Source organism: Actinoplanes sp. NPDC021490, from assembly GCF_055562135.1.
Genome location: NZ_JBVHFW010000003.1, coordinates 696449 through 717926, shown reverse-complemented (window position 1 = coordinate 717926; position 21478 = coordinate 696449). Strand labels below are relative to the sequence as shown.

The 21478-nt window shown below is 72.0% G+C and carries 15 protein-coding genes; 12 read left to right on the top strand and 3 right to left on the bottom strand.

Features of this window, described 5'->3' with window-relative positions; all coding sequences use genetic code 11:
• Positions 1-2524 precede the first annotated feature (2524 nt).
• The 3 genes from hisI to ACZ3I4_RS11655 are packed head-to-tail and all read left to right on the top strand — an operon-like array spanning position 2525 to position 5081.
• On the top strand, positions 2525-2914 hold the full coding sequence (gene hisI, locus ACZ3I4_RS11665) for a phosphoribosyl-AMP cyclohydrolase (protein ID WP_465381823.1): 390 nt from the start codon (positions 2525-2527) through the stop codon (positions 2912-2914).
• Positions 2911-4443 carry an anthranilate synthase component I gene (locus ACZ3I4_RS11660; protein WP_465381822.1) on the top strand — a complete coding sequence of 511 codons (1533 nt, stop codon included), beginning with the start codon at positions 2911-2913 and terminating at the stop codon, positions 4441-4443. The genes hisI and ACZ3I4_RS11660 overlap by 4 nt, the downstream gene beginning before the upstream one ends.
• Positions 4440-5081: a Trp biosynthesis-associated membrane protein gene (locus tag ACZ3I4_RS11655; RefSeq protein ID WP_465381821.1), complete on the top strand. Its 642-nt coding sequence runs from the start codon at positions 4440-4442 to the stop codon at positions 5079-5081. Before ACZ3I4_RS11660 ends, ACZ3I4_RS11655 begins: the two co-directional genes overlap by 4 nt.
• Before the next feature lie 114 nt (positions 5082-5195).
• Here the strand turns inward: ACZ3I4_RS11655 and ACZ3I4_RS11650 are convergent, their stop codons facing one another.
• Positions 5196-5456, bottom strand: a complete 261-nt coding sequence (locus ACZ3I4_RS11650) for a hypothetical protein (protein ID WP_465381820.1) — start codon at positions 5454-5456, stop codon at positions 5196-5198.
• A gap of 375 nt (positions 5457-5831) precedes the next feature.
• Between ACZ3I4_RS11650 and trpC the strand changes: the two genes are divergently transcribed.
• From trpC to ACZ3I4_RS11625, 5 genes are all read left to right on the top strand, one after another.
• Positions 5832-6635 carry an indole-3-glycerol phosphate synthase TrpC gene (gene trpC / locus ACZ3I4_RS11645; protein WP_465381855.1) on the top strand — a complete coding sequence of 268 codons (804 nt, stop codon included), beginning with the start codon at positions 5832-5834 and terminating at the stop codon, positions 6633-6635.
• Positions 6632-7873 (top strand): tryptophan synthase subunit beta, encoded by a 1242-nt coding sequence (trpB, locus tag ACZ3I4_RS11640; protein WP_465381819.1) that lies wholly within the window; start codon positions 6632-6634, stop codon positions 7871-7873. Before trpC ends, trpB begins: the two co-directional genes overlap by 4 nt.
• Positions 7870-8673: a tryptophan synthase subunit alpha gene (gene trpA, locus ACZ3I4_RS11635; protein ID WP_465381818.1), complete on the top strand. Its 804-nt coding sequence runs from the start codon at positions 7870-7872 to the stop codon at positions 8671-8673. The genes trpB and trpA overlap by 4 nt, the downstream gene beginning before the upstream one ends.
• A gap of 63 nt (positions 8674-8736) precedes the next feature.
• A complete protein-coding gene (gene lgt / locus ACZ3I4_RS11630; protein ID WP_465381817.1) occupies positions 8737-9909 on the top strand; it encodes a prolipoprotein diacylglyceryl transferase in 1173 nt (390 codons plus the stop codon).
• On the top strand, positions 9909-11087 hold the full coding sequence (locus tag ACZ3I4_RS11625) for an FAD-dependent oxidoreductase (protein WP_465381816.1): 1179 nt from the start codon (positions 9909-9911) through the stop codon (positions 11085-11087). Before lgt ends, ACZ3I4_RS11625 begins: the two co-directional genes overlap by 1 nt.
• A gap of 5 nt (positions 11088-11092) precedes the next feature.
• On the opposite strand, the gene ACZ3I4_RS11620 is transcribed toward ACZ3I4_RS11625, so the two are convergent.
• Positions 11093-11959, bottom strand: coding sequence for a GNAT family N-acetyltransferase (locus ACZ3I4_RS11620; RefSeq protein ID WP_465381815.1), 867 nt, complete (start codon positions 11957-11959; stop codon positions 11093-11095).
• Between the two features lie 191 nt (positions 11960-12150).
• Here ACZ3I4_RS11620 and gltB point away from each other — a divergent pair, with 191 nt between their 5' ends.
• From gltB to ACZ3I4_RS11600, 4 genes are all read left to right on the top strand, one after another.
• On the top strand, positions 12151-16701 hold the full coding sequence (gltB, locus tag ACZ3I4_RS11615; protein WP_465381814.1) for a glutamate synthase large subunit: 4551 nt from the start codon (positions 12151-12153) through the stop codon (positions 16699-16701).
• On the top strand, positions 16694-18166 hold the full coding sequence (locus ACZ3I4_RS11610) for a glutamate synthase subunit beta (RefSeq protein ID WP_465381813.1): 1473 nt from the start codon (positions 16694-16696) through the stop codon (positions 18164-18166). Before gltB ends, ACZ3I4_RS11610 begins: the two co-directional genes overlap by 8 nt.
• Before the next feature lie 226 nt (positions 18167-18392).
• Positions 18393-19832: a pyruvate kinase gene (gene pyk, locus ACZ3I4_RS11605; RefSeq protein WP_465381812.1), complete on the top strand. Its 1440-nt coding sequence runs from the start codon at positions 18393-18395 to the stop codon at positions 19830-19832.
• A complete protein-coding gene (locus ACZ3I4_RS11600; RefSeq protein WP_465381811.1) occupies positions 19829-20713 on the top strand; it encodes an acyl-CoA thioesterase in 885 nt (294 codons plus the stop codon). The genes pyk and ACZ3I4_RS11600 overlap by 4 nt, the downstream gene beginning before the upstream one ends.
• A 75-nt stretch (positions 20714-20788) precedes the next feature.
• Here ACZ3I4_RS11600 and ACZ3I4_RS11595 read toward each other — a convergent pair whose 3' ends face one another.
• Positions 20789-21445 carry a hypothetical protein gene (locus tag ACZ3I4_RS11595; RefSeq protein ID WP_465381810.1) on the bottom strand — a complete coding sequence of 219 codons (657 nt, stop codon included), beginning with the start codon at positions 21443-21445 and terminating at the stop codon, positions 20789-20791.
• Positions 21446-21478 lie beyond the last annotated feature (33 nt).

The window sequence follows — 21478 nt, the reverse complement described above, 5'->3', positions numbered from 1 at the left end:
CGTTCGCGCCGCCCGGCGCGTTGCCGCTCGCGCCGAAGAGGCCGTTGCCGCTGACGGCAAGGGGGTCGTTTGTGCTGCCGCCAAGCGGCCGGTTATCCCTGACACCTGGCGATTGGTCGCCACCGAGCGGGTCGTTCGTGCTGCCGCTGAGGGGCCGGCTGTCGTTCGCGCCGCGCGGCTCGTTGCCGCCCGCGCCGAAGAGGCCGTTCCCGCTGACGCCAAACGGCCGGCTATCCCTCGCACCCCGCGATTCGGCTTCGCCGACACCCGGCGGGTTGCCCAGGCCAGGGCCGGACCGACGGTTGTCCCCGGGGCCGACCGGGTCGTTCGCTCCGCCGTCACGAGGGCCGTCGCCGCCGGACGCCAGCGGGTTGTTGCCGGACCCGGCCTGGCGGTTCCCACCCAGGCCGAAGGGATCGTTCGCTCCCCGGTCCGGACGAGAGTCTCCATCGGACCCGAGCGGGGTGCTGCCGGACTTGGCATTCCCGTTGCCGAGCGGGTCCTTCGCTCCACCGCCGAGCGAGCCCTTCCCATCGGCGCTGAGCGGTTCGTTCACTCCGCCGCCGAACAGACCGTCCTTACCGGACCCGCGGGTGCTGTCACCGCCGGGACTGGGCCGCCGGTTGTCGCCGGCACCGAGTGAACCGGCGCTGAATGGATCCTTTGCGCCGCCGCCGAACGAGCTGTTAGCGCTGCTGCCGGCCGGACCGCTCCCGCCGGCGCCGAATGAGCCGCTGGGGCTGCCCGCCGACCCACTTCCGCCGCCGATCGAGCCGCTGGGGCTGCTGCCGGCCGGACCGTTCCCGCCGACGCTGAATGGGCCGTCGGCACTGCTGGCCGGCCCACTTCCGCCGCCGAACGAGCTGCCTGGGTTCCTGCCGGCCGGCCCGCTCCCGCCTGGGCCGAATGAGCCGCTGGGGCTGCTGCCGGCCGAACCGCTCCCACCCGCGCCGAAGGGGCCGTCGGCGCTGCCTGCCGACCCACTCCCGCCGCCGAACGAGCCGCTTGGGCTGCCCGGCGAACCGCTCCGGCCCGTGCCGAGCGGGTTGTGCAAGCTGCCGCCGAACTGATCGTTCCCAGTCGCGCCGAGAGGCCCATTGCCCATCAGCGGATCGCCACCGCCGCGCCGGCCGCTGCCACTCGATGGACCGTCGGAGTTCAGCGGCGAGTTCCCCGGCTCAAGCGGATCAGGGGAGCCGTGCGCGCCTCTCGGCCCCTGGTCGCCGGCCAAGCTGTGCGAGCCGCCCGTACCCCGGGGACCACTAACGCCGCCGGCACCGGTCTCGTTGCCGAAGCTGACGCCGTTCGGCCCGGTGCCGTTCCGGGTGCCGAAGCCGTACTGGCTGCCGCTCGGTCCGGCCGGACCGGGAGAAGTGCTGTGCTGACCCGCCGGGCCAGGAACGCCGGTCGGCCTCGGCCCTTCGAACGGGGAGCCGCTCGGCGTGCCGTTCCCTGGAGCGCCCGAGGCGAACGGCGGCACGGGCACGCCCGCACGTCCGGTTCCGGGCTGAGCCAACGGCATCGCCGCTTGCCGGTTCGCCGCCGACTGCCCGATCGGAATGCCGAGATGCGGCGGCCCGCTGATCTGCCCAGGATGCGGCGGCGCACTGGTCTGACCCAGATGCGGCGGCGCACTGGTCTGACCCAGATGCGGCGGCCCGCTGGTCTGGCCGAGGTGCGGCGGCCCACTGGTCTGACCCAAATGTCCACTGGCCTGACGGGGATGCGGCGGACCGGAGACCTGACCGTTGTCCGGCGCGCCACTGACCGGCTGGTCCGTGTCCGGGTCGTCGGCGCCCAAGCCGCCGGCATTTCGTCGGGAGCCCAGCGCCACCATCTCGGTTTCACCCGTAAGAGTGCCCGACATCCCCGGCGAATCGGGCGCGACCCCTTCATCCTCGGCGTCGCGGTGAACCGGCCAGAATCGGGCCAGCCCGCGCGACGGCCGAGCGTTGTCGGGGTTGGACGTCGGCTCCATCGGTTTGAGACTCCCGTCGCTGCGGCTCCGCCACCCGCGGACTTGAGCTGCGATAACCCTCGGGGAGGCGGCTGTGAACACCCCTGACTGGGTGCAACGCAGCACGACGGTACCGTCCCGCGCTGCAAGAGGCATCCCCCGTGCCCGGATCGTGGGCCCGTCGCCCCGGCCCGTAACCGCCCAGCTCCCGATCCCGAAAGCGGACCCGCGCAGCCGCCCATCGATAGCTCCAAGATCACCCTTGGGGGGCTCGCGACCGTCCCGCCCCGGTGGGAGCGGGTCCGGGGCCATCTCCCGCCCGTACGGCCACCGGGCCGAGCACCGCTCCGGCGTCGGACTGTCGTAAGACCGGACTGTCGGAAACCAGCCAGCCGCCCCGCCCTGTGGAAACTCCGGAAAGTGATGGCCGGCCGCCTGTGGATAACTCCGGGCCTAAAGGCGATCAAGGTCTAAGGTCGGGGCCCGCCCCCGGTTGGGTGGGGTGGGGTGAGTGGAGGCGCAGCAGTTTCGGGCGGGCGGCATGCGGGCGGCAGTGATCAGTGGTGGATGGGGGAGAATCGTCGCGTGGTAGTGAAGACCGACCTTGACCCTGCGATTGCCGACCGGCTCAAGCGCACCCCCGACGGCCTGGTGGCCGCGATCGTGCGGGAGCACGGCAGCGGCGACGTGCTGATGCTCGCCTGGATGGATGACGAGGCGCTGCATCGCACGCTGACCACCGGGCGGGCGACCTACTGGTCGCGCAGCCGCCAGGAATATTGGGTGAAGGGCGCCACCTCCGGCCACTTCCAATACGTACGCGGCGTCGCGCTCGACTGTGACGGTGACGCGCTCCTAGTGACCGTCGAGCAGGTCGGTGCGGCCTGTCACACCGGGGAGCGCACCTGTTTCTTCGACGAGCTGCCGGTGACCGGCGCCGGGGTGGGGGAGCAGTGACCAGCGGCGCGGTGTTTCCTGACGAGGCCGGTTTCCTGCGGCAGCGTCGGCGGGTCGTGCCGGTCACCCGGCGTCTGCTCGCCGATGGGGAGACTCCAGTGGGGGTCTACACCAAACTGGCGGGCGGTCCGGGCACCTTCCTGCTCGAGTCGGCCGAGCAGGGTGCGGGACCGTCCGGTGCGGCCTGGTCGCGATATTCGTTCGTCGGAGTCCGCAGCGCGGCCACGCTGGTCGAGCGGGACGGTGAAGCCCTGTGGCTGGGCACTCCGCCGGCGGGTGTGCCGCTGACCGGTGACCCGGTGGTGGCCTTGCGCGAGACGGTTGCCGCGCTCGCCGACGGGCCGGCTCCGGGAGATCTGCCCCCGCTGACCGGCGGCATGGTGGGCTATCTGAGCTATGACCTCGTACGCCGTTTCGAGCGCCTGCCGTCGTCGGCGAGCGACGACCTGGCGCTGCCCGAGCTGGGCATGATGCTGGCGACCGACCTCGTGGTGCTCGACCACTACGACGGCTCGGCCATTCTGGTCGCCAACGCGGTGCTGGCCGAGGACGCGGACGACCGCGCGCGGCTCGCGGCCTATCACAACGCGGTCGGCCGGCTCGACGCGATGACGACGGCGCTGTCCCGGCCCACCCCGCCGATGATCTCCACGGTGGAGCGCCGGCCGGCCGGGGAACCGGTCAGCCGCACCGCGCCGGGGGAGTATCAGAAGGCGGTCGAGGAGGCCAAGGAGGCGATCCGGGCCGGGGAGTGCTTCCAGATCGTGGTGGCGCAGCGGTTCGAGCGGCCCACCGACGCCGACCCGCTCGACGTCTACCGCGTGCTGCGGGCGACGAACCCGAGCCCGTACATGTATCTCCTGCGCTTCGACGATTTCGACATCGTCGGCTCGTCGCCCGAGGCGCATCTGAAGGTGAGCGCCGACGAGGAGGGCACCCGCCGTGCTCTTCTGCACCCCATCGCCGGTACGCGGTGGAGGGGCGCGACGCCCGAGCAGGACAACGCTCTCGCGGCCGAGCTGCTGGCCGACCCCAAGGAGCGGTCCGAGCACGTGATGCTGGTTGACCTGGGCCGCAACGACCTGGGCCGGGTGTGCCGGGCCGGGTCGGTCGAGGTGCCGGAGTTCGCGCGCATCGAGCGGTACAGCCACGTCATGCACATCGTGTCGACGGTGATCGGCGAGTTGCGCGACGACCGGACGGCCTTCGACGCGCTGGCCGCGACCTTCCCGGCGGGCACGCTGTCGGGGGCGCCCAAGGTGCGGGCCATGGAGATCATCGAGTCGCTGGAGCCGACGCGGCGCGGGCTCTACGGCGGCACGGTCGGCTATTTCGGGTTCGCCGGCGACATGGACATGGCGATCGCGATCCGCACGGCGCTGCTCAAGGACGGCGTCGCCTACGTGGGGGCGGGCGCCGGCATCGTGGCCGACTCCGACCCCGCGTCGGAGGAGCAGGAGACCCGCAACAAGGCGGCGGCGGTGCTGGCCGCGATCGCCTCGGCCGAGACTTTGCGCGCAGCCCGATGACCGAACCGGCCGACAGCGGCGCGGCCACCGGACCAGCCGACATAGGCGCGGCCGCCGGACCGGCTGACAGCGGCGCGGCAACCGGGACGGCTGAGCGGGGGAACCGGCGGGCCTATCTGCTGGCGCTGCTGGCCTGTCTGGCCGGGGCGGGGCTTGCTGCCTATGGCGCGACGCGCACGTGGTCGGTCGAAGTCGTAGCTCGGCCGGAAATGTCGGACTTGCGGACGGTGCGGACCGGGGCCGACGTAGCGCCGTGGGTGATGGGGCTGGCCCTGGTCGGGCTGGCCGGCACGGGGGCGCTGCTGGCCACGCACGGCTGGCTCCGGCGGGCTCTGGGCGGGCTTCTCACGCTGGCCGGCCTGGGCGTGGCGGTCAGCGCGATCGCCGGCCGGGCCGGTCTGGACACCGGCGCGGCGGGGGCGGGTGGCACGGTCTGGCCGGTCGCCTGCGTCCTCGGAGGAGTGATCGTTGCGCTGGGCGGACTGACGGCGGCCCGATCGGGGCATCGCTGGGCGCGGATGTCGGCCCGGTACGAGCGCAAACCCGACACTGTCGTGACCCCGGCGCAGCCGGACAGGCCGGTCGACAACCGCGCGGCCTGGGACTCGCTGGACCGGGGAGACGACCCCACGGTGTAGACGACCCCACCGTGTAAAGGGGCTGGAGGCCGGTTCGGCCCTGTGCAGGCCAAGGGCCCGGGACGGCGGGCCGTGCGGTTGAAGCACGGCCACGTCGCGTACGGGCAAAAGGGTCTATCGGGTCTTGGCGAGAGTGCGGGCCGGGCGACGGGCCACCAGGGCGGCCACCTCGCGGGTGAGTTCCGCCCGGGCCTCGTTGCGGGCGCGGTCCTCGAGGGTCGCGGCCCAGGCGTTGTCACGGGCGGTGCGCAGGTTGGCGTCGCCGAGAACCCGGCGCTGGACCTCGATCACGAGGTCGGCGGCGGCGGAGACCAGGGCGCGGGAAGCGTTGGCGAAGCCGGTGGGAAACTCCGGCTCGGTCCGGATGGCGGCCACGGGAAACCTCCACATCGATCGCTCGGCTGGGCGCCCCGCCAGGCTGGGCGCGCCCGGACCAGTTTGCCTTGGACCCATCATGGCCGGACCCTATTTCCGGTGCGTGACGGTCGGGTCAACGCGTCGTGGTATCCACCGATCAGATGAGGTGTCCCTGCACAGCGGGCCCGAGCCGGCGGTGCCGCTGTGACCGAAGTGACACGCGCGAGCGAGCAGGCGGCATTATGCCGCAACCCTTCCGGTGAGGCGCGCCATACCCCGGGCGGCCTGGCACGACCGCCACCTCCTAGCATCGGGCGGAGGACACCCGGAGAGGGGAGTCGTTTCGTGACATCCGATCAGCAGGCGGAAGCGGGTTCTGGCGGACCGCAGAACGTGCTGGAGGAGATCCTCGCCGGAGTGCGCGAGGACGTGGCGGCCCGGCAGGAGCAGGTGCCGTTGGAGCAGGTTCGAGAGGCGGCCGCGGCGGCGCCGCCGGCCATCGACGCGTACGCGGCGTTACGCAAGCCCGGCGTGGCGGTGATCGCTGAGGTCAAGCGGTCGTCGCCGTCCAAGGGCGCGCTGGCCGACATCCCCGACCCGGCCGAGCTGGCCGGGGAGTACGCGGCGGGTGGCGCCCGGTGCATCAGCGTGCTCACCGAGGGCCGGTGGTTCGGCGGGTCGCTCGACGACCTGCGGGCGGTCCGTGCCTCGGTGCAGATCCCGGTGCTGCGCAAGGATTTCGTGGTCTCGAGCTATCAGGTGCACGAGGCCCGGGCCCACGGCGCCGACCTGGTGCTGCTCATCGTGGCCGCGCTCGAGCAGAACGTGCTCGTCGGGCTGCTCGAGCGGATCGAGTCGCTCGGCATGACGGCGCTGGTCGAGGTGCACAACGAGGAGGAGGCGGATCGTGCTCTCGAGGCGAACGCCAAGGTCATCGGGGTCAACGCCCGTGACCTGCGCACCCTCGAAGTGGACCGTTCGGTCTTCGAGCGCATCGCGCCCGGTCTGCCCAACAACGTCGTCAAGATCGCCGAGTCGGGGGTGCGCGGGCCGCACGACCTGATCCGGTACGCGTCGGCCGGCGCCGATGCCGTGCTGGTCGGTGAGGGCCTGGTGACTCAGAAGTCGCCGCGTGACGCGGTGGCCGAGCTGGTCAATGCCGGGAACCACCCGGCGACGCCGAGGCCCGTCCGATGAGCGCACCGGTTCTGCCCGACCTGTCCGGACATTTCGGTCGGTACGGCGGCCGGTTCGTTCCGGAGGCCCTCGTCCGTGCTCTCGACGAGCTCGACGCGGCCTATCGGTCGGCCAAGACGGATCCGGAATTTCAGGAGCGGCTCACCAGCCTGCTCGTGAACTACGCGGGCACCCCGTCGCTGCTGTACCGGGCGGAGAGGCTGTCCGAGGCCGTCGGGGCCGAGATCCTGCTCAAGCGCGAGGATCTCAACCACACGGGCGCCCACAAGGTGCGCAACGTGCTGGGCCAGGCCCTGCTGGCCAAGCGGATGGGCAAGCCCCGCGTGATCGCCGAGACCGGCGCCGGCCAGCACGGCGTGGCCAGCGCGACCGCGGCGGCCCTGCTCGACCTCGAGTGCGTCGTCTACATGGGCGAGACCGACACCGAGCGGCAGGCGCTGAACGTGGCCCGCATGCGCATGCTCGGCGCCACGGTCGTGCCGGTCACCAACGGCTCGCGCACGCTCAAGGACGCGCTCAACGAGGCGCTGCGCGACTGGGTGGCCAGCGTCGACACCACGCACTACCTGCTCGGCACGGCGGCCGGCCCGCACCCGTTCCCCGAGATCGTCCGCGACTTCGTGGGCGGCATCGGCATCGAGGCCCGGCAGCAGTGCCTCGACCAGATCGGGCGGCTGCCCGACGCGGTGGCGGCCTGTGTCGGCGGCGGCTCCAACGCGATCGGCATCTTCCACGCGTTCGTCCCGGACGAGAGCGTCCAGCTGTACGGCTTCGAGGCCGGCGGCGACGGCGTGGCGACCGGCCGGCACGCGGCGTCCATCACCGGCGGCTCGGCCGGCGTGCTCCACGGCGCCCGCACCTACGTGCTGCAGGACGAGGACGGGCAGACCGTCGAGTCGCACTCGATCTCGGCCGGTCTCGACTACCCGGGTGTCGGGCCCGAGCACGCCTGGCTGCACGACACCGGGCGGGCCGAGTACGAGCCGGTCACCGACGCCGAGGCGATGGCCGCGTTCCAGCAGCTGTGCCGCACCGAGGGCATCATCCCGGCCATCGAGAGCGCTCACGCGCTGGCCGGCGCGGCCCGCATCGCGCCGCTGCTCCGGGCCGAGCTCGGCCGCACGCCGACCATCCTGGTCAACCTGTCCGGGCGCGGCGACAAGGACGTGCACACCGCGGGCGCCTACTTCGGGATCCTCGACCCGGTCGAGACGCTCGTACCGGGAGAGAACTCGTGAGCATCGCGGAGATTTTCCACAAGGCGCGCGCCGAGGACCGGGCGCTGCTGATCGGCTGCATGCCGGCCGGCTTCCCGACCGTCGAGGACAGCATCGCCTCGATGGTCGCGATGCACGAGGCCGGCTGCGACGTGATCGAGGTCGAGCTGCCCTATTCCGACCCGGTCATGGACGGCCCGGTCATCCAGAAGGCCAGCGACATCGCGCTCGGCCGGGGCATCCGCACCCGCGACACGCTGCGGATCATCGAGGCGGTCGCGAGCACCGGCGCCCCGGTCGTGCTGATGACCTACTGGAACCCGATCGAGAAGTACGGGGTCAACGCGTTCGCCCGCGACCTGGCCGCGGCCGGCGCCACCGGCATGATCACGCCCGACCTGATCCCGGACGAGGCCGGCGAGTGGATCGCCGCCGCCGACGAGCACCGCATCGACCGGACGTTCCTGGTCTCGCCGTCCTCGACGGACGAGCGGATCGCCATGACGGTCGCGCAGTGCCGCGGCTTCGTCTACGCCACCGCGCTGATGGGCGTCACCGGCGCCCGGACGTCGGTGTCGTCGCAGGCGCCCAAGCTGGTTGAACGGGTCCGTCACGCCAACCCCGACATGCCGGTCGGCGTGGGTCTGGGGGTCGGCAACGGCGCGCAGGCGGCCGAGGTCGCCGCGTTCGCCGACGGCGTGATCGTCGGCAGCGCGCTGATCCGTTGCGTGCTCGAGTCGCCGGACCGGTCCACCGGCCTGTCCCGGTTGCGGGCCCTGAGTTCGGAGCTGGCGGAGGGCGTGCGTAACCCGGCGAAATGACGCCGCAACGTTACGCCGAGGGCGTGCGAAACCCGGACAGGTGACCCGGTAGCGTGTGCATCCGTGAACCTCGCCGCGATCCCGAGTCCGACAACGTCTGTCTGGCACGTGCTCGGCCTGCCCGCGCGGGCGTATGCGATCTGCATCGTCCTGGGCATCGTCGCGTCCTGCCTGATCATGGAATATCGGCTGCGTAGCCGGGGTGTGGCCCGCTGGGCCTCGCTCGACATCGCGGTGTGGGCGGTGCCGTTCGGCATCGTCGGCGCCCGCATCTATCACCTGATCACGTCGCCGCAGGACTACTTCGGCGCCGGTGGCGACCCGATCCGGGCCTTCTACATCTGGGAGGGCGGCCTCGGCATCTGGGGCGCGGTGATCGGCGGGGCGGTCGGGGCCTGGCTCGGCGCCCGCCAGCTCGGCCTGCCGCTGGGCGTGGTGGCCGACTCGCTGGCCCCCGGCCTGCCGGTCGGTCAGGCGGTCGGCCGGCTCGGCAACTGGTTCAACAACGAGCTGTACGGCAAGGAGACCACGCTGCCGTGGGGTCTCGAGGTCCACGACATGGACCGGTCGAACCCCGGGCACGCGACGGTGATCGACGGGCAGGCGGTGACGCTGCCCGACCTCTATCACCCGACGTTCCTCTACGAGCTGCTGTGGAACCTCGGCGTCGCGCTGCTGGTGTGGCTGGCCGACCGCAAGTTCAAGTTCGGCCGGGGCCGCGCGTTCGCGCTCTACGTGATGGCGTACACGCTGGGCCGGGTCTGGATCGAGGCGCTGCGGGTCGACGAGGCCAACCAGCTGTTCGGCATCCGGCTCAACGTGTTCACCTCGATCATCGTGTTCCTGGGCGCGCTGATCTACTTCCTGGTCGTGCGTGGACCCCGGGCGTACGTGGTGCCCGACGACGCGCCCGAGACCGCCCCCGAGCCCTCGGCCGCGAGCGACGTCTCCCAGGTCGACGTGAGCGCCGCCGCCGGCCCGAGCGAGACGACGCCCAAGAGCTATCAGGTGGTCAGCGAGGCGAGATTCCAGGCCTATCGCCGTACGGGGATCCTGCCGCCCGACACCCCCGAGGACATGGCCGAGGAAATCGCGGCCGGTGGGCACCCGGTCGAGCGTGATCCGGCCGGACCGGCGGGGGTGGAAGAGGCGGTGCTCGCCACGGGCGCGGCCGCCGGTTCCGACGGCGCCTCCGGTGGCGACACCGAGCAAGAGCCCCGCAAAGACCAACGCTAGTGCGCACCGCCGTGGTGGTGGGCGCGGGCATGGCCGGGCTGGCCACCGCCGGCGCCCTCGCCCGCTGCGGCTGGCAGGTCGTGCTCCTCGAGCGCGGCGAGCGGGTCGCGGCCCCGCCCACGGCGCTCGTGCTGTGGCCCAACGGCCGGCGCGCCCTCGAGGCGATCGACCCCGAGGGCGGCTGGTCGGCGATCGCGTCCCCGCTGCCCGACGGCGGGGTGCGCCGCCCCGACGGTCAGTGGCTGGTCGCCCCGCGCGGCACCGGCGCCGGTCCGGCCCCGGCCGCCGTGCACCTCGAAGACCTCTACGACGCGCTGGTGGCCGGGCTGGGTGACCTCGTGGAGATCCGCACCGGCTTCGCCGTCACCACCATCCGCACGGGCCGGCGGCGCCGGCCCGTGGTGAGCGACGGTCACACCGAGATCGAGGCCGACCTGGTCGTCGCGGCCGACGGCATCGACAGCGCCGTCCGGCGCGCGCTGGCCCCCGAGGCGGCCGCGGTCGGCTCCGGCTTCGCGGCGTGGCAGGCCGTCATCCCCGGTTACCGGCTGCCCAAGCTTCCGGCCGGCCAGGCCGCCGGGGGCGAGACGCTGGGCGCGGGCTACCGCTTCGTGTCGATCCCGCTGGGCGAGCGGGCCGCGGGCAAGGGCGGCGTCTACTGGGTCGCCACGGCGGCCGGCGCGCCCCGGCCCGAGCCGCCCGCCACCCAGCTGGCCCTGCTGCGGCGCTGGTTCGCCGAGTGGCACCCGCCGGTGGGCGAGCTGCTGGCCGCCACCCACGCCGACGATCTCGTGCCGCAAGAGGTCCGCGAGTTGAGACCCCTTCCCCGGGCGTACGGGTTCCCCTCCGGCCCGGGCGGCGTGGTGCTGCTCGGTGACGCGGCCCACGCCATGCCGCACCACCTGGGCCAGGGCGCGTGCCTGGCCTTCGAGGACGCCGCCACCCTCCGCTCGCTGGTGGCCGAGGTGGCGCCGGGCCCGGGTCTGACCGCCGCCCTCGAGGAGTACGGGCGGCTGCGGCGGCCCCGCACGACCAGCGTCGTCCGGCAGACCCGGCGCATGTCGGCCGTGGTGCAGGCGCGCGGACGCCTGGCCCTGCGCGCCCGCGACGCCGCCCTGAGCCACATGCGCCCGCGCATGCTGGGCGCCCCCGCCCCCGAGTGGACCCCGCCCGACTGAGCGCCTTAGAGGGTCGCCGCGGCCGGCTCGCCGATGCAGGCCGTGCCGACCCGGCGGAATCCCACCTTGGTGTAGAGGCGAGCCACGTCGTCGTCGCCCGCCGACAGGAAGACCAGGGTGGCCCCTTCGTCCAGCGACCGGCGGGCCAGCGCCGCGGTGAGCTGGGAGGCGTAGCCGCGGCGGCGGGCCGACGGCAGCGTGGCCACGCCGGCCACCTCGACCACGTCGCCGGAACGCATGGCGGCCCCGGTGGCCAGGATGCCCTCGGCGGAGTCGACCACGGCGGTGAAGTAGTCGCCCGAGGCGCTGCGTTCCTGCTGGCTGGCCACGAGAGCGTCGCTGAGCTGGGCGGTGGCGGCATCCCGTTCGGCCGGCCCGGCGGGCGCGGTCAGCAGCGAGCCCTGCAACGGTGACGACGGCCCGGCGGGCGCGCCGAAGCCGAGTTGCGCCACGGCGCGCGAGGCGGCCAGCTCGTCGGCGAAGGCGTCACCGTCGGGGTCGAGGAAGCGGATCGTGCCCTGATTGACCGGCAGGTCGGGCACGAGGGCGGCCGGGTCGAGCACGAGCAGCGGCGCCAGCAGCACGTCGAGCCCGGCCGAGCGGGCCACGGCGAGCAGGTCGGGGGTGGTCTCGTGCACCCACTCGAACGTCTCGGGGACGCCCAGCTCTCGTTGCCTCTGCCGGGCGGCAGTAATATCAGCGGCAGAGGGAATGCCCGCCCCCAGCCGGGGCCGGGCATAGTAGGGCCAGCCTTCGCCCTCGCGGACGAACAGCACAAGTCCGCCGAACTCCTCGGCTCGTGCGTAGGGTCGGGGTAAGGCGTCGTAAAAACGCTCGAGCCTGACGAAGACGTCGGTATCCTGTTGCGCCACCGCGCGAGACTACCCAACCGGAGCGGATGTTCGGCTACCCGTTTATGCCGCGACGGGGGATTGGTGCCGCGCCAAGTGTGATCCATCCGAACTGGCGGAGATCGGCACCCCTTAACGTAGACTCTAGAGACTTTGCAGGGCCGACGTCGTCCCGACCTTGAAACGAAACACCAGTGACGACAGGAGGCCCGGTGGCTTTTCCGCACCCCCAGGGGCTTTACGACCCCACTCAGGAGCGCGACGCCTGCGGTGTGGCCTTCGTGGCCGATCTGCACGGGCGCCGGTCGCATGATGTGGTTGCCAAGGGTCTGTCGGCGCTGATCCGCCTTGATCACCGGGGCGCACGTGGCGCCGAGTACAACACCGGCGACGGCGCCGGCATCATGATCCAGGTCCCCGACGAGTTCTACCGCCAGGTGGCCGGCTTCGAGCTGCCCGCCGCCGGTCACTACGTCACCGGCCTGGCCTTCGTGCCGGCCGACGCCGACGAGCGTGCCCGGGCGATCAAGGTCTTCGAGAAGTACGCGCTCGTCGAGGGCGGCGACATCCTCGGCTGGCGCGACGTCCCGGTGCGGCCGGACGGCCTGGGCCAGACCGCCGAGGACGCCCGTCCCGCGATCATCCAGGTGTTCCTGGCCGCGCACCGCCTCACCGGCACCCCCGCCGGTCCGGCCGGCGAGCAGCTGAGCGGCATCGAGCTCGACCGCGTGGCGTTCACCATCCGCAAGCAGGCCGAGCGCGAGTCGTCGCAGCGCGGCGTCGGTGTGTACCTGCCGTCGCTGTCCTCGCGCACGATCACCTACAAGGGCATGCTCACGCCCGACCAGCTGCCGGCGTTCTTCCCCGACCTGGTCGACGAGCGGGTGTCCAGCGCGATCGCGCTCGTGCACTCGCGCTTCGCCACCAACACGTTCCCGGCGTGGGAGCTCGCCCACCCGTACCGGTTCATCGCGCACAACGGCGAGATCAACACCATCCGGGGCAACAAGAACTGGATGGCCGCCCGCGAGGCGCTGCTGCAGTCGAAGGTGCTGCCCGGCAACATCAAGCGGCTGTTCCCGATCAACACCCCCGAGGCGTCCGACTCGGCCAGCTTCGACGAGGTGCTCGAGCTGCTGCACCTGTCCGGGCGCAGCCTCCCGCACGCCATGCTGATGATGATCCCCGAGGCGTGGGAGAACGACCCGGGCATGGAGCCGAAGCGGCGCGCGTTCTACCGCTTCCACGCCAGCCTGATGGAGCCGTGGGACGGCCCGGCCAGCGTCGCGTTCACCGACGGCGAGGTCATCGGGGCCGTGCTCGACCGCAACGGCCTGCGCCCCGGCCGCTGGTGGCATACGTCGGACGGGCTCGTGGTCCTCGGTTCCGAGGCCGGGGTGCTCGACCTGGAGCCCTCGTCGGTGGTGGCCAAGGGCCGCCTCCAGCCGGGCAAGATGTTCCTGGTCGACACGGCCGCCGGTCGGATCGTGCACGACGACGAGATCAAGGCCGAGCTGGCCGCCGCCCAGCCGTACGACGAGTGGCTGCACGCCGGCCTCATCCAGCTCGACGACCTGCCGGCCCGCGAGCACGTCGTCTACACGCACGACTCGGTCCTGCGTCGGCAGCAGGTGTTCGGCTACACCGAGGAAGAGCTCAAGATCCTCGTCGCCCCGATGGCCCGTACGGGCGCGGAGCCTCTCGGATCGATGGGCACGGACACGCCGATCTCGCCGCTGTCGAAGCGCCCGCGGCTGCTGTTCGACTACTTCCACCAGCTGTTCGCCCAGGTCACCAACCCGCCGCTGGACGCCATCCGCGAGGAACTGGTCACCAGCCTGGCCACCACCATCGGCCCCGAGGCCAACCTGCTCGACCCGGGCCCGGCGTCCTGCCGCCAGATCGTCCTGCCCTACCCGGTGATCGACAACGACGAGCTGGCCAAGCTGCTCTCCATCGACGAGGACGGCGACCTGCCCGGCTTCAAGGCCGTACGCGTCTCGGGTCTCTACCCGCTGCGCGACGGCGCGGCCGGCATCAAGGCCCGCCTGACCCAGATCTGCCGGCACGTGTCCGAGGCGATCGAGGACGGCGTCCGCATCCTGGTGCTCAGCGACCGCGACTCCAACGCCGACCTGGCGCCGATCCCGTCGCTGCTGCTGACCGCCGCGGTCCACCAGCACCTGGTCCGCGAGCAGACCCGTACGCAGGTCGCGCTGGTCGTCGAGTCCGGTGACTGCCGCGAGGTGCACCACGCCGCCGTGCTGATCGGCTACGGCGCCGCGGCGGTGAACCCGTACCTGGCCTTCGAGTCGGTCGACGATCTGATCCTCAACGGCACGCTGGCCGGGCTCGACCCCAAGGCGGCGATCCGCAACTACGTCAAGGCGCTCGGCAAGGGCGTCCTCAAGATCATGTCCAAGATGGGCATCTCGACGGTGTCGTCGTACTGCGGCGCCCAGGTGTTCGAGGCCGTCGGCCTGGACAACCGGCTGCTGCAGCGCTATTTCGCCGGCACCAACGGGCGGATCGGCGGCTCCGGCCTGACCGACATCCACGCCGAGGTCAAGGCCCGGCACGAGAAGGCGTACCCGGCCAACCCGGCCGAGCGCACGCACCGCCGGCTCGAGGTCGGCGGCGAATACCAGTGGCGGCGCGAGGGGGAGGTCCACCTCTTCAACCCCGAGACGGTGTTCCTGCTGCAGCACGCGACGCGTTCCAAGCAGTACGACGTGTTCCGCAAGTACACCGAGAAGGTGGACGGCCTGGCCGCCGAGGCCGGGTCCCTGCGCGGGCTCTTCAGTTTCAAGCAGCGGACCCCGGTTCCCCTCGACGAGGTCGAGCCGGTGTCCGAGATCGTGAAGCGCTTCGCGACCGGGGCCATGTCGTACGGGTCGATCTCGGCCGAGTCGCACGAGACCCTCGCCATCGCGATGAACCGCCTCGGCGGCAAGTCGAACACCGGCGAGGGCGGCGAGGACGTCGACCGCCTCTACGACCCGGCCCGGCGCTCCGCGGTCAAGCAGATCGCGTCCGGCCGCTTCGGCGTGACCAGCGAATACCTGGTCAACGCGGACGACCTGCAGATCAAGATGGCGCAGGGCGCGAAGCCCGGCGAGGGTGGCCAGCTGCCCGGCAACAAGGTGTGGCCGTGGATCGCCAAGACCCGGCACGCCACGCCCGGTGTCGGCCTGATCTCGCCGCCGCCGCACCACGACATCTATTCGATCGAGGACCTGGCCCAGCTCGTCCACGACCTCAAGAACGTCAACCCGATGTCCCGGGTGCACGTCAAGCTGGTCAGCGAGATCGGCGTCGGCACCGTCGCCGCCGGGGTGGCCAAACTCAAGGCCGACGTCATCCTGATCTCCGGGCACGACGGCGGCACCGGCGCGTCCCCGCTCAACTCGCTCAAGCACGCCGGCTCCCCGTGGGAGCTCGGGCTGGCCGAGGCCCAGCAGACGCTGCTGCTCAACAAGCTGCGCGACCGCGTCACCGTGCAGGTCGACGGCCAGCTCAAGACCGGCCGTGACGTCGTGGTGGCGGCCCTGCTGGGCGCCGAGGAGTTCGGCTTCGCGACCGCTCCGCTGATCGTCAGCGGCTGCATCATGATGCGCGTCTGCCACCTCGACACCTGCCCGGTCGGCATCGCCACCCAGAACCCGGTGCTGCGCGAGCGGTTCACCGGCAAGCCCGAGTTCGTCGAGAACTTCTTCCTGTTCCTGGCCGAGGAGGTGCGGGGGTACCTGGCCGAGCTGGGCTTCCGCAGCATCGACGAGGCCATCGGGCACGCCGAGGTCCTCGACGTGCGTCCCGCGGTCGACCACTGGAAGGCCAAGGGTCTCGACCTGTCGCCGATCCTGTTCGTGCCCGAGCTGCCCGAGGGCGCGGCGCGGCGCGGCATCGTCGCCCAGGACCACGAGCTCGACAAGGCGCTCGACAACAAGCTGATCGAGCTGGCCGCCCCGGCCCTGACCGACGGCAGCCCGGTGCACGCCGAAGTGGCGATCCGCAACGACAACCGCAGCGTCGGCGCGATGCTGGGTGGCGAGGTGACCCGTCGCTACGGCGGCGCCGGCCTGCCCGACGACACCATCGCGTTCACCTTGCGGGGCACCGGCGGGCAGTCGTTCGGCGCGTTCCTGCCCAAGGGCGTGACCCTGCGGCTGATCGGTGACACCAACGACTACGTGGCCAAGGGCCTGTCCGGCGGCCGGGTCGTGGTGCGGCCCGACGACGACGCGCCGTTCGTCGCCGAGGACAACATCATCGCGGGCAACACCATCCTGTACGGGGCGACGACCGGTGAGCTGTTCCTGCGGGGCCGCGCCGGCGAGCGGTTCGCCGTACGCAACTCGGGCGGCCAGGCCGTCGTCGAGGGCGTCGGCGACCACGGCTGCGAATACATGACCGGCGGCACCGTCGTGGTGCTCGGCCCGACCGGGCGCAACTTCGCGGCCGGCATGAGCGGCGGCAAGGCGTTCGTGCTCGACCTCGTGCCCGGCCGGGTCAACCCCGAGCTGGTCGACCTGGCCCCGCTCACCGACGAGGAGCAGGACACGCTGCGCACCCTCGTCGAGAAGCACTCGGCCGAGACCGGGTCGGGGGTCGCCGAGCGGCTGCTCAAGGACTGGTCCGCGGCCGTCGAGCGGTTCACCGCCGTGGTGCCGCGCGACTACAAGCGTGTGATGGAACTGATCAGGACCGCCGAAGCCGCCGGTCGCAACATCGACGAGGCGGTCATGGGGGTCAAGGGTGCCTGATCCGAACGGTTTTCTTCGCTACGAGCGGCAGCTGCCCAAGCGCCGCCCGGTGCCGGTCCGCATCCAGGACTGGCGGGAGGTCTATCCGCCCGCCGGTGAGGACCTGATCCGCGACCAGGCCACCCGCTGCATGGACTGCGGCATCCCGTTCTGCCACGAGGGCTGCCCGCTGGGCAACCGCATCCCGGACTGGAACGACCTCGTGCGCACGGGGGCCTGGGAGGCGGCGGCCGAGTCGCTGCACGCCACCAACAACTTCCCGGAGTTCACCGGGCGGCTCTGCCCCGCGCCCTGCGAGGCGGCCTGCGTGCTCGGCATCGCCGACGACCCGGTCACGATCAAGCAGGTCGAGGTCGAGATCGCCAACCACGCGTTCGGCCTGGGGTACGTACGCCCGCAGCCGGCCCCGGTGGCGACGGGCAAGAAGGTCGCCGTGGTCGGCTCCGGCCCGGCCGGCCTGGCCGCGGCCCAGCAGCTGGCCCGGGCCGGGCACGCCGTGACGGTCTACGAGCGCGACGACCGGATCGGCGGCCTGCTCCGCTACGGCATTCCCGACTTCAAGATCGAGAAGGACGTGGTGGACGCCCGCCTGGCCCAGATGGCCGCCGAGGGCGTCGTCTTCGAGACCGGCGTCGAGGTCGGGGTGGACGTGACCGCCGACGACCTGCGCGACCGGTTCGACGCCGTGCTGCTCGCGGCGGGCGCCCTGGCCGGCCGGGACGCCACCGATACGCCCGGCCGTTCGCTCAACGGCGTGCACCTGGCCATGGAGCACCTGGTGCCGGCCAACCGGGTCGTCGCGGGGCTGCAGGACACCACGCCGATCGACGCCGCCGGCAAGAACGTGGTCATCATCGGCGGCGGCGACACCGGCGCCGACTGCCTGGGCGTGGCCCACCGGCAGGGTGCGGCCAACGTCATCCAGCTCGACCAGTACCCGCTGCCCCCGTCGCTCCGGGCGGCCGAGCTGCACCCGTGGCCCACTTGGCCGATCATCCTGCGCAACTACCCCGCGCACGAGGAGGGCGGCGAGCGGATCTTCGGCGTGGCCGTCCAGGAGTTCGTCGACGACGGCGCCGGAAACGTGCAGGCCGTACGGGTGGCCGACGTGACGGTGGAGCGCGTCAACGGTGTCCGTACGGTCATCGTGGCCGAGGGTTCGGAGCGCGACCTGCCCGCCGACCTGGTCCTGCTGGCGATCGGCTTCGAGGGCACCGAGAAGCAGCCGCTGCTCGACCAGTTCGGCATCGAGCGCAACCGCCGCGGCATCCTCGACGCCGACCACACCTGGCAGACGTCGGTCCCCGGCGTCTTCGTGGCCGGCGACATGCACCGCGGCGCCTCCCTGATCGTCTGGGCGATCGCCGAGGGCCGCTCGGCCGCCGCCGCCATCCACGACTACCTGGGCGCCGCGGGCGAACTGCCCGCTCCGGTGGCCGCCTCGGCCCAGCCGATCGGCGTCTGACCCGCCTGCTGTGAACGGGCTCGCCTCCGGGTGAGCCCGTTCGTCGTTGCGCATCGAGGATGCCGATAAGCTGAGGGCGCGGTCGTTGATGCCCGCCAGGTTTGCACGGTGCAGCGCGCCGGGTTCAAGAGGAGAGACCCAGGCAGCCCGCCGTCGCCCGACAGACGCAGTTCACCCCGGGTACGGGGGTCGGCCGCCCGGCCGATGAGAAAGAGAGACTAGCCTGATGGCCGTGACACGCCGTGTAAAGATCGTCTGCACCATGGGGCCCGCGACCGCTTCGCCCGAGCGCATGCTCGGTCTCGTCGAAGCCGGCATGGACGTGGCCCGCATGAACTTCAGCCACGGAAGCCACGAGGACCACCAGAAGGTGTATGACCTCGTGCGCGCCGCCAGCGAGCAGGCCGACCGGGCCGTCGCGGTCCTGGCCGACCTGCAGGGCCCCAAGATCCGTCTCGGCAAGTTCGCCGACGGCCCGCACGTGTGGAACACGGGTGACCTGGTCACCATCACCAGCGAAGACATCCTCGGCACGATCGACCGGGTGTCCTGCACCTACACGAAGCTGCCGCTCGAGGTGAAGCCGGGCGACCGCCTGCTCATCGACGACGGCAAGGTCGCCGTCGAGGTCACCGCGGTCGACAACCACACCGACATCCGCTGCCTGGTCGTCGAGGGCGGCCCGGTCAGCAACAACAAGGGCGTCTCGCTGCCCAACGTCGCCGTCAGCGTGCCCGCGCTCAGCGACAAGGACGCGGCCGACCTGCGCTTCGCCCTCGGCCTGGGTGTCGACCTGGTCGCGCTGTCGTTCGTGCGCTCGCCCGACGACATCAAGCTCGTGCACGAGATCATGGCCGAAGAGGGCCGCACCGTCCCGGTCATCGCCAAGGTCGAGAAGCCCGAGGCGGTCGAGCACCTCGAGGCGATCGTCCTCGCGTTCGACGGCGTCATGGTGGCCCGCGGCGACCTCGGCGTCGAGCTCCCGCTCGACCAGGTGCCGCTGGTGCAGAAGCGCGCGGTGCAGCTCTGCCGCGAGAACGCCAAGCCGGTCATCGTGGCCACCCAGATGCTCGACTCGATGATCGAGAACTCGCGCCCGACCCGCGCCGAGGCGTCCGACGTCGCCAACGCGGTGCTCGACGGTACCGACGCCGTGATGCTCTCCGGCGAGACCTCCGTCGGTAAGTACCCGGTGCTCACCGTCAGCACGATGGCCAAGATCGTCACCACCACCGAGGGCGGCTCGATCCCGGTTCCGCGGCTGCAGCACGACCCGCGCACCCACGGCGGCGCGCTCACCGTCGCGGCGTCGCAGATCGCGCGCAACATCGGCGCCAAGGCGCTGGTCGCGTTCTCCCAGACCGGCGACACCGTGCGCCGCCTGGCCCGCCTGCACTGCGAGCTTCCGCTGTTCGCCTTCACCCCGGTAGCCGAGGTGCGCGACCAGCTGGCGCTGAGCTGGGGCGTCGAGACGTTCCTGACCGACTTCGTGCAGCACACCGACGACATGTTCCGGCAGGTCGACGCCAAGATGCTCGGTCTCGGCCTGGCCCGTCCCGGCGACTATGTGGTCGTCGTGGCCGGCTCCCCGCCGAACGCGCCCGGCTCGACCAACACCCTGCGGGTGCACCGGCTCGGTGACCTCACCGACCCGAACAAGCTGTGACTCAACCGCTGAGCGGGCAGGCCGCCGTCGACCAGCTGCTCGAGGTCCTCGACCTCAAGCAGCTGGAGGCGGCGACCTTCGTGGGCGAGAGCCCGCAGACCGGCGCCCAGCGCGTGTTCGGCGGCCAGGTCGCCGGTCAGGCCCTGGTCGCGGCCGGCCGCACGGTCGACCCGGAAAGGCTCGTCCACTCGCTGCACGGCTATTTCGTGCGCCCGGGCGACCCGACCGAGCCGATCCGGTTCACCGTCGAGACGATCCGGGACGGCCGCTCGTTCTCGGTGCGGCGCTCCACGGCTCAGCAGCACGGCAAAACGATCTTCTTCATGTCGGCCTCGTTCCAGGTGCTCGAGCAGGGCCTCGACCACCACACCGCGGCGCCGGTCGGGGTGCCCGGGCCCGACGAGGTGCAGACCATGGCCGACTGGGTGCGCCGATACCCCAGCCGCCGGGGCGCCTTCAACGCCGCCCCGCGGGCGGTCGACGTGCGCTACGTCAACGATCCCGGCTGGGTGCCGCCCGGCGACCGCAACGCCAGCGAGCAGCAGCGCGTCTGGATGCGGGTCGACGGCAAACTGCCCGACGACCCGCTGATCCACGCCTGCGCCCTGACCTACGCCTCCGACCTGTCGCTGCTCGACTCGGTGCTCTCGGTCCACGGCGAGGTGTGGGGTCCCGGCGGGGTGATCGGCGCCAGCCTCGACCACGCGCTGTGGTTCCATCGGCCGTTCCGGGCCGACGAGTGGTTCCTGTACGACTGCACGAGCCCCTCGGCCAGCGGCAGCCGCGGCCTGGCCAGCGGACGGATGTTCACCGAGGACGGCCGGCACATCGCCAGCGCCGTCCAGGAGGGCCTGCTGCGCCGCGTCGGCGAACGCAAATAGAGAGAAGCCCCGCCGGTGGGATCCCGGCCCGGCGACTGACCGACTGCGGATCCCGGCCCGGCGGGGCAGGGGAGACTAACGCTTCTCGGCGCTTCCCACCTGCTCCTCGAGGGCGTCCGCCCGGTGCCGCGCCGACGGCTCGACCTCGAAGTCGGTCAGACCGGCCGCGTAGCCGGTCATGCCTTCCTCCCGTTCCGGGGTCAGCCGCAGCACGTCGTGCCGGGCCGCCGCGATCTCCCGCAGCCGCAGGGCCGTCACCAGGTCGGCGATCGCGCGCAGCACGCCGAGCGCGCCCAGCGTGACGATCACCGGGTCGGCCGTCCGGGCCAGCGGGCCGGCGGCATAGAAGCCCAGCCCGGCCTGCAGCACCCCGAGACAGATCATCAGGCCCCACGTACGGTCGGTGCCCCGGTTCATGGTGGCCACGGCGATGTCGACCGTGCCCCGCACCATCAGGAACCACCCGATCAGCGAGGCCGGGGTCGTGTACGTCGAGTCCCGGTCCAGCAGCACCACGATCCCGGTCCCGATGAACAGGGCGGCCATCGCCGCGTTGACCCACCACGTCCTGGTGCCGGCCAGCGCCCGTACGACCTCGCACAGCGCCCCGAAGAAGATCACCGGCCCGGTCACCGCGACGATGTCGGCCGGTTCGAGACGCAGGACGCTCCATGCGATCGCCAGCCATGCCACGCCCGCGAACAGCAGGAACCCCCACATGCTCTCCCGCATCACGGACAGGGGCGAAGAACCGGACCACAACAT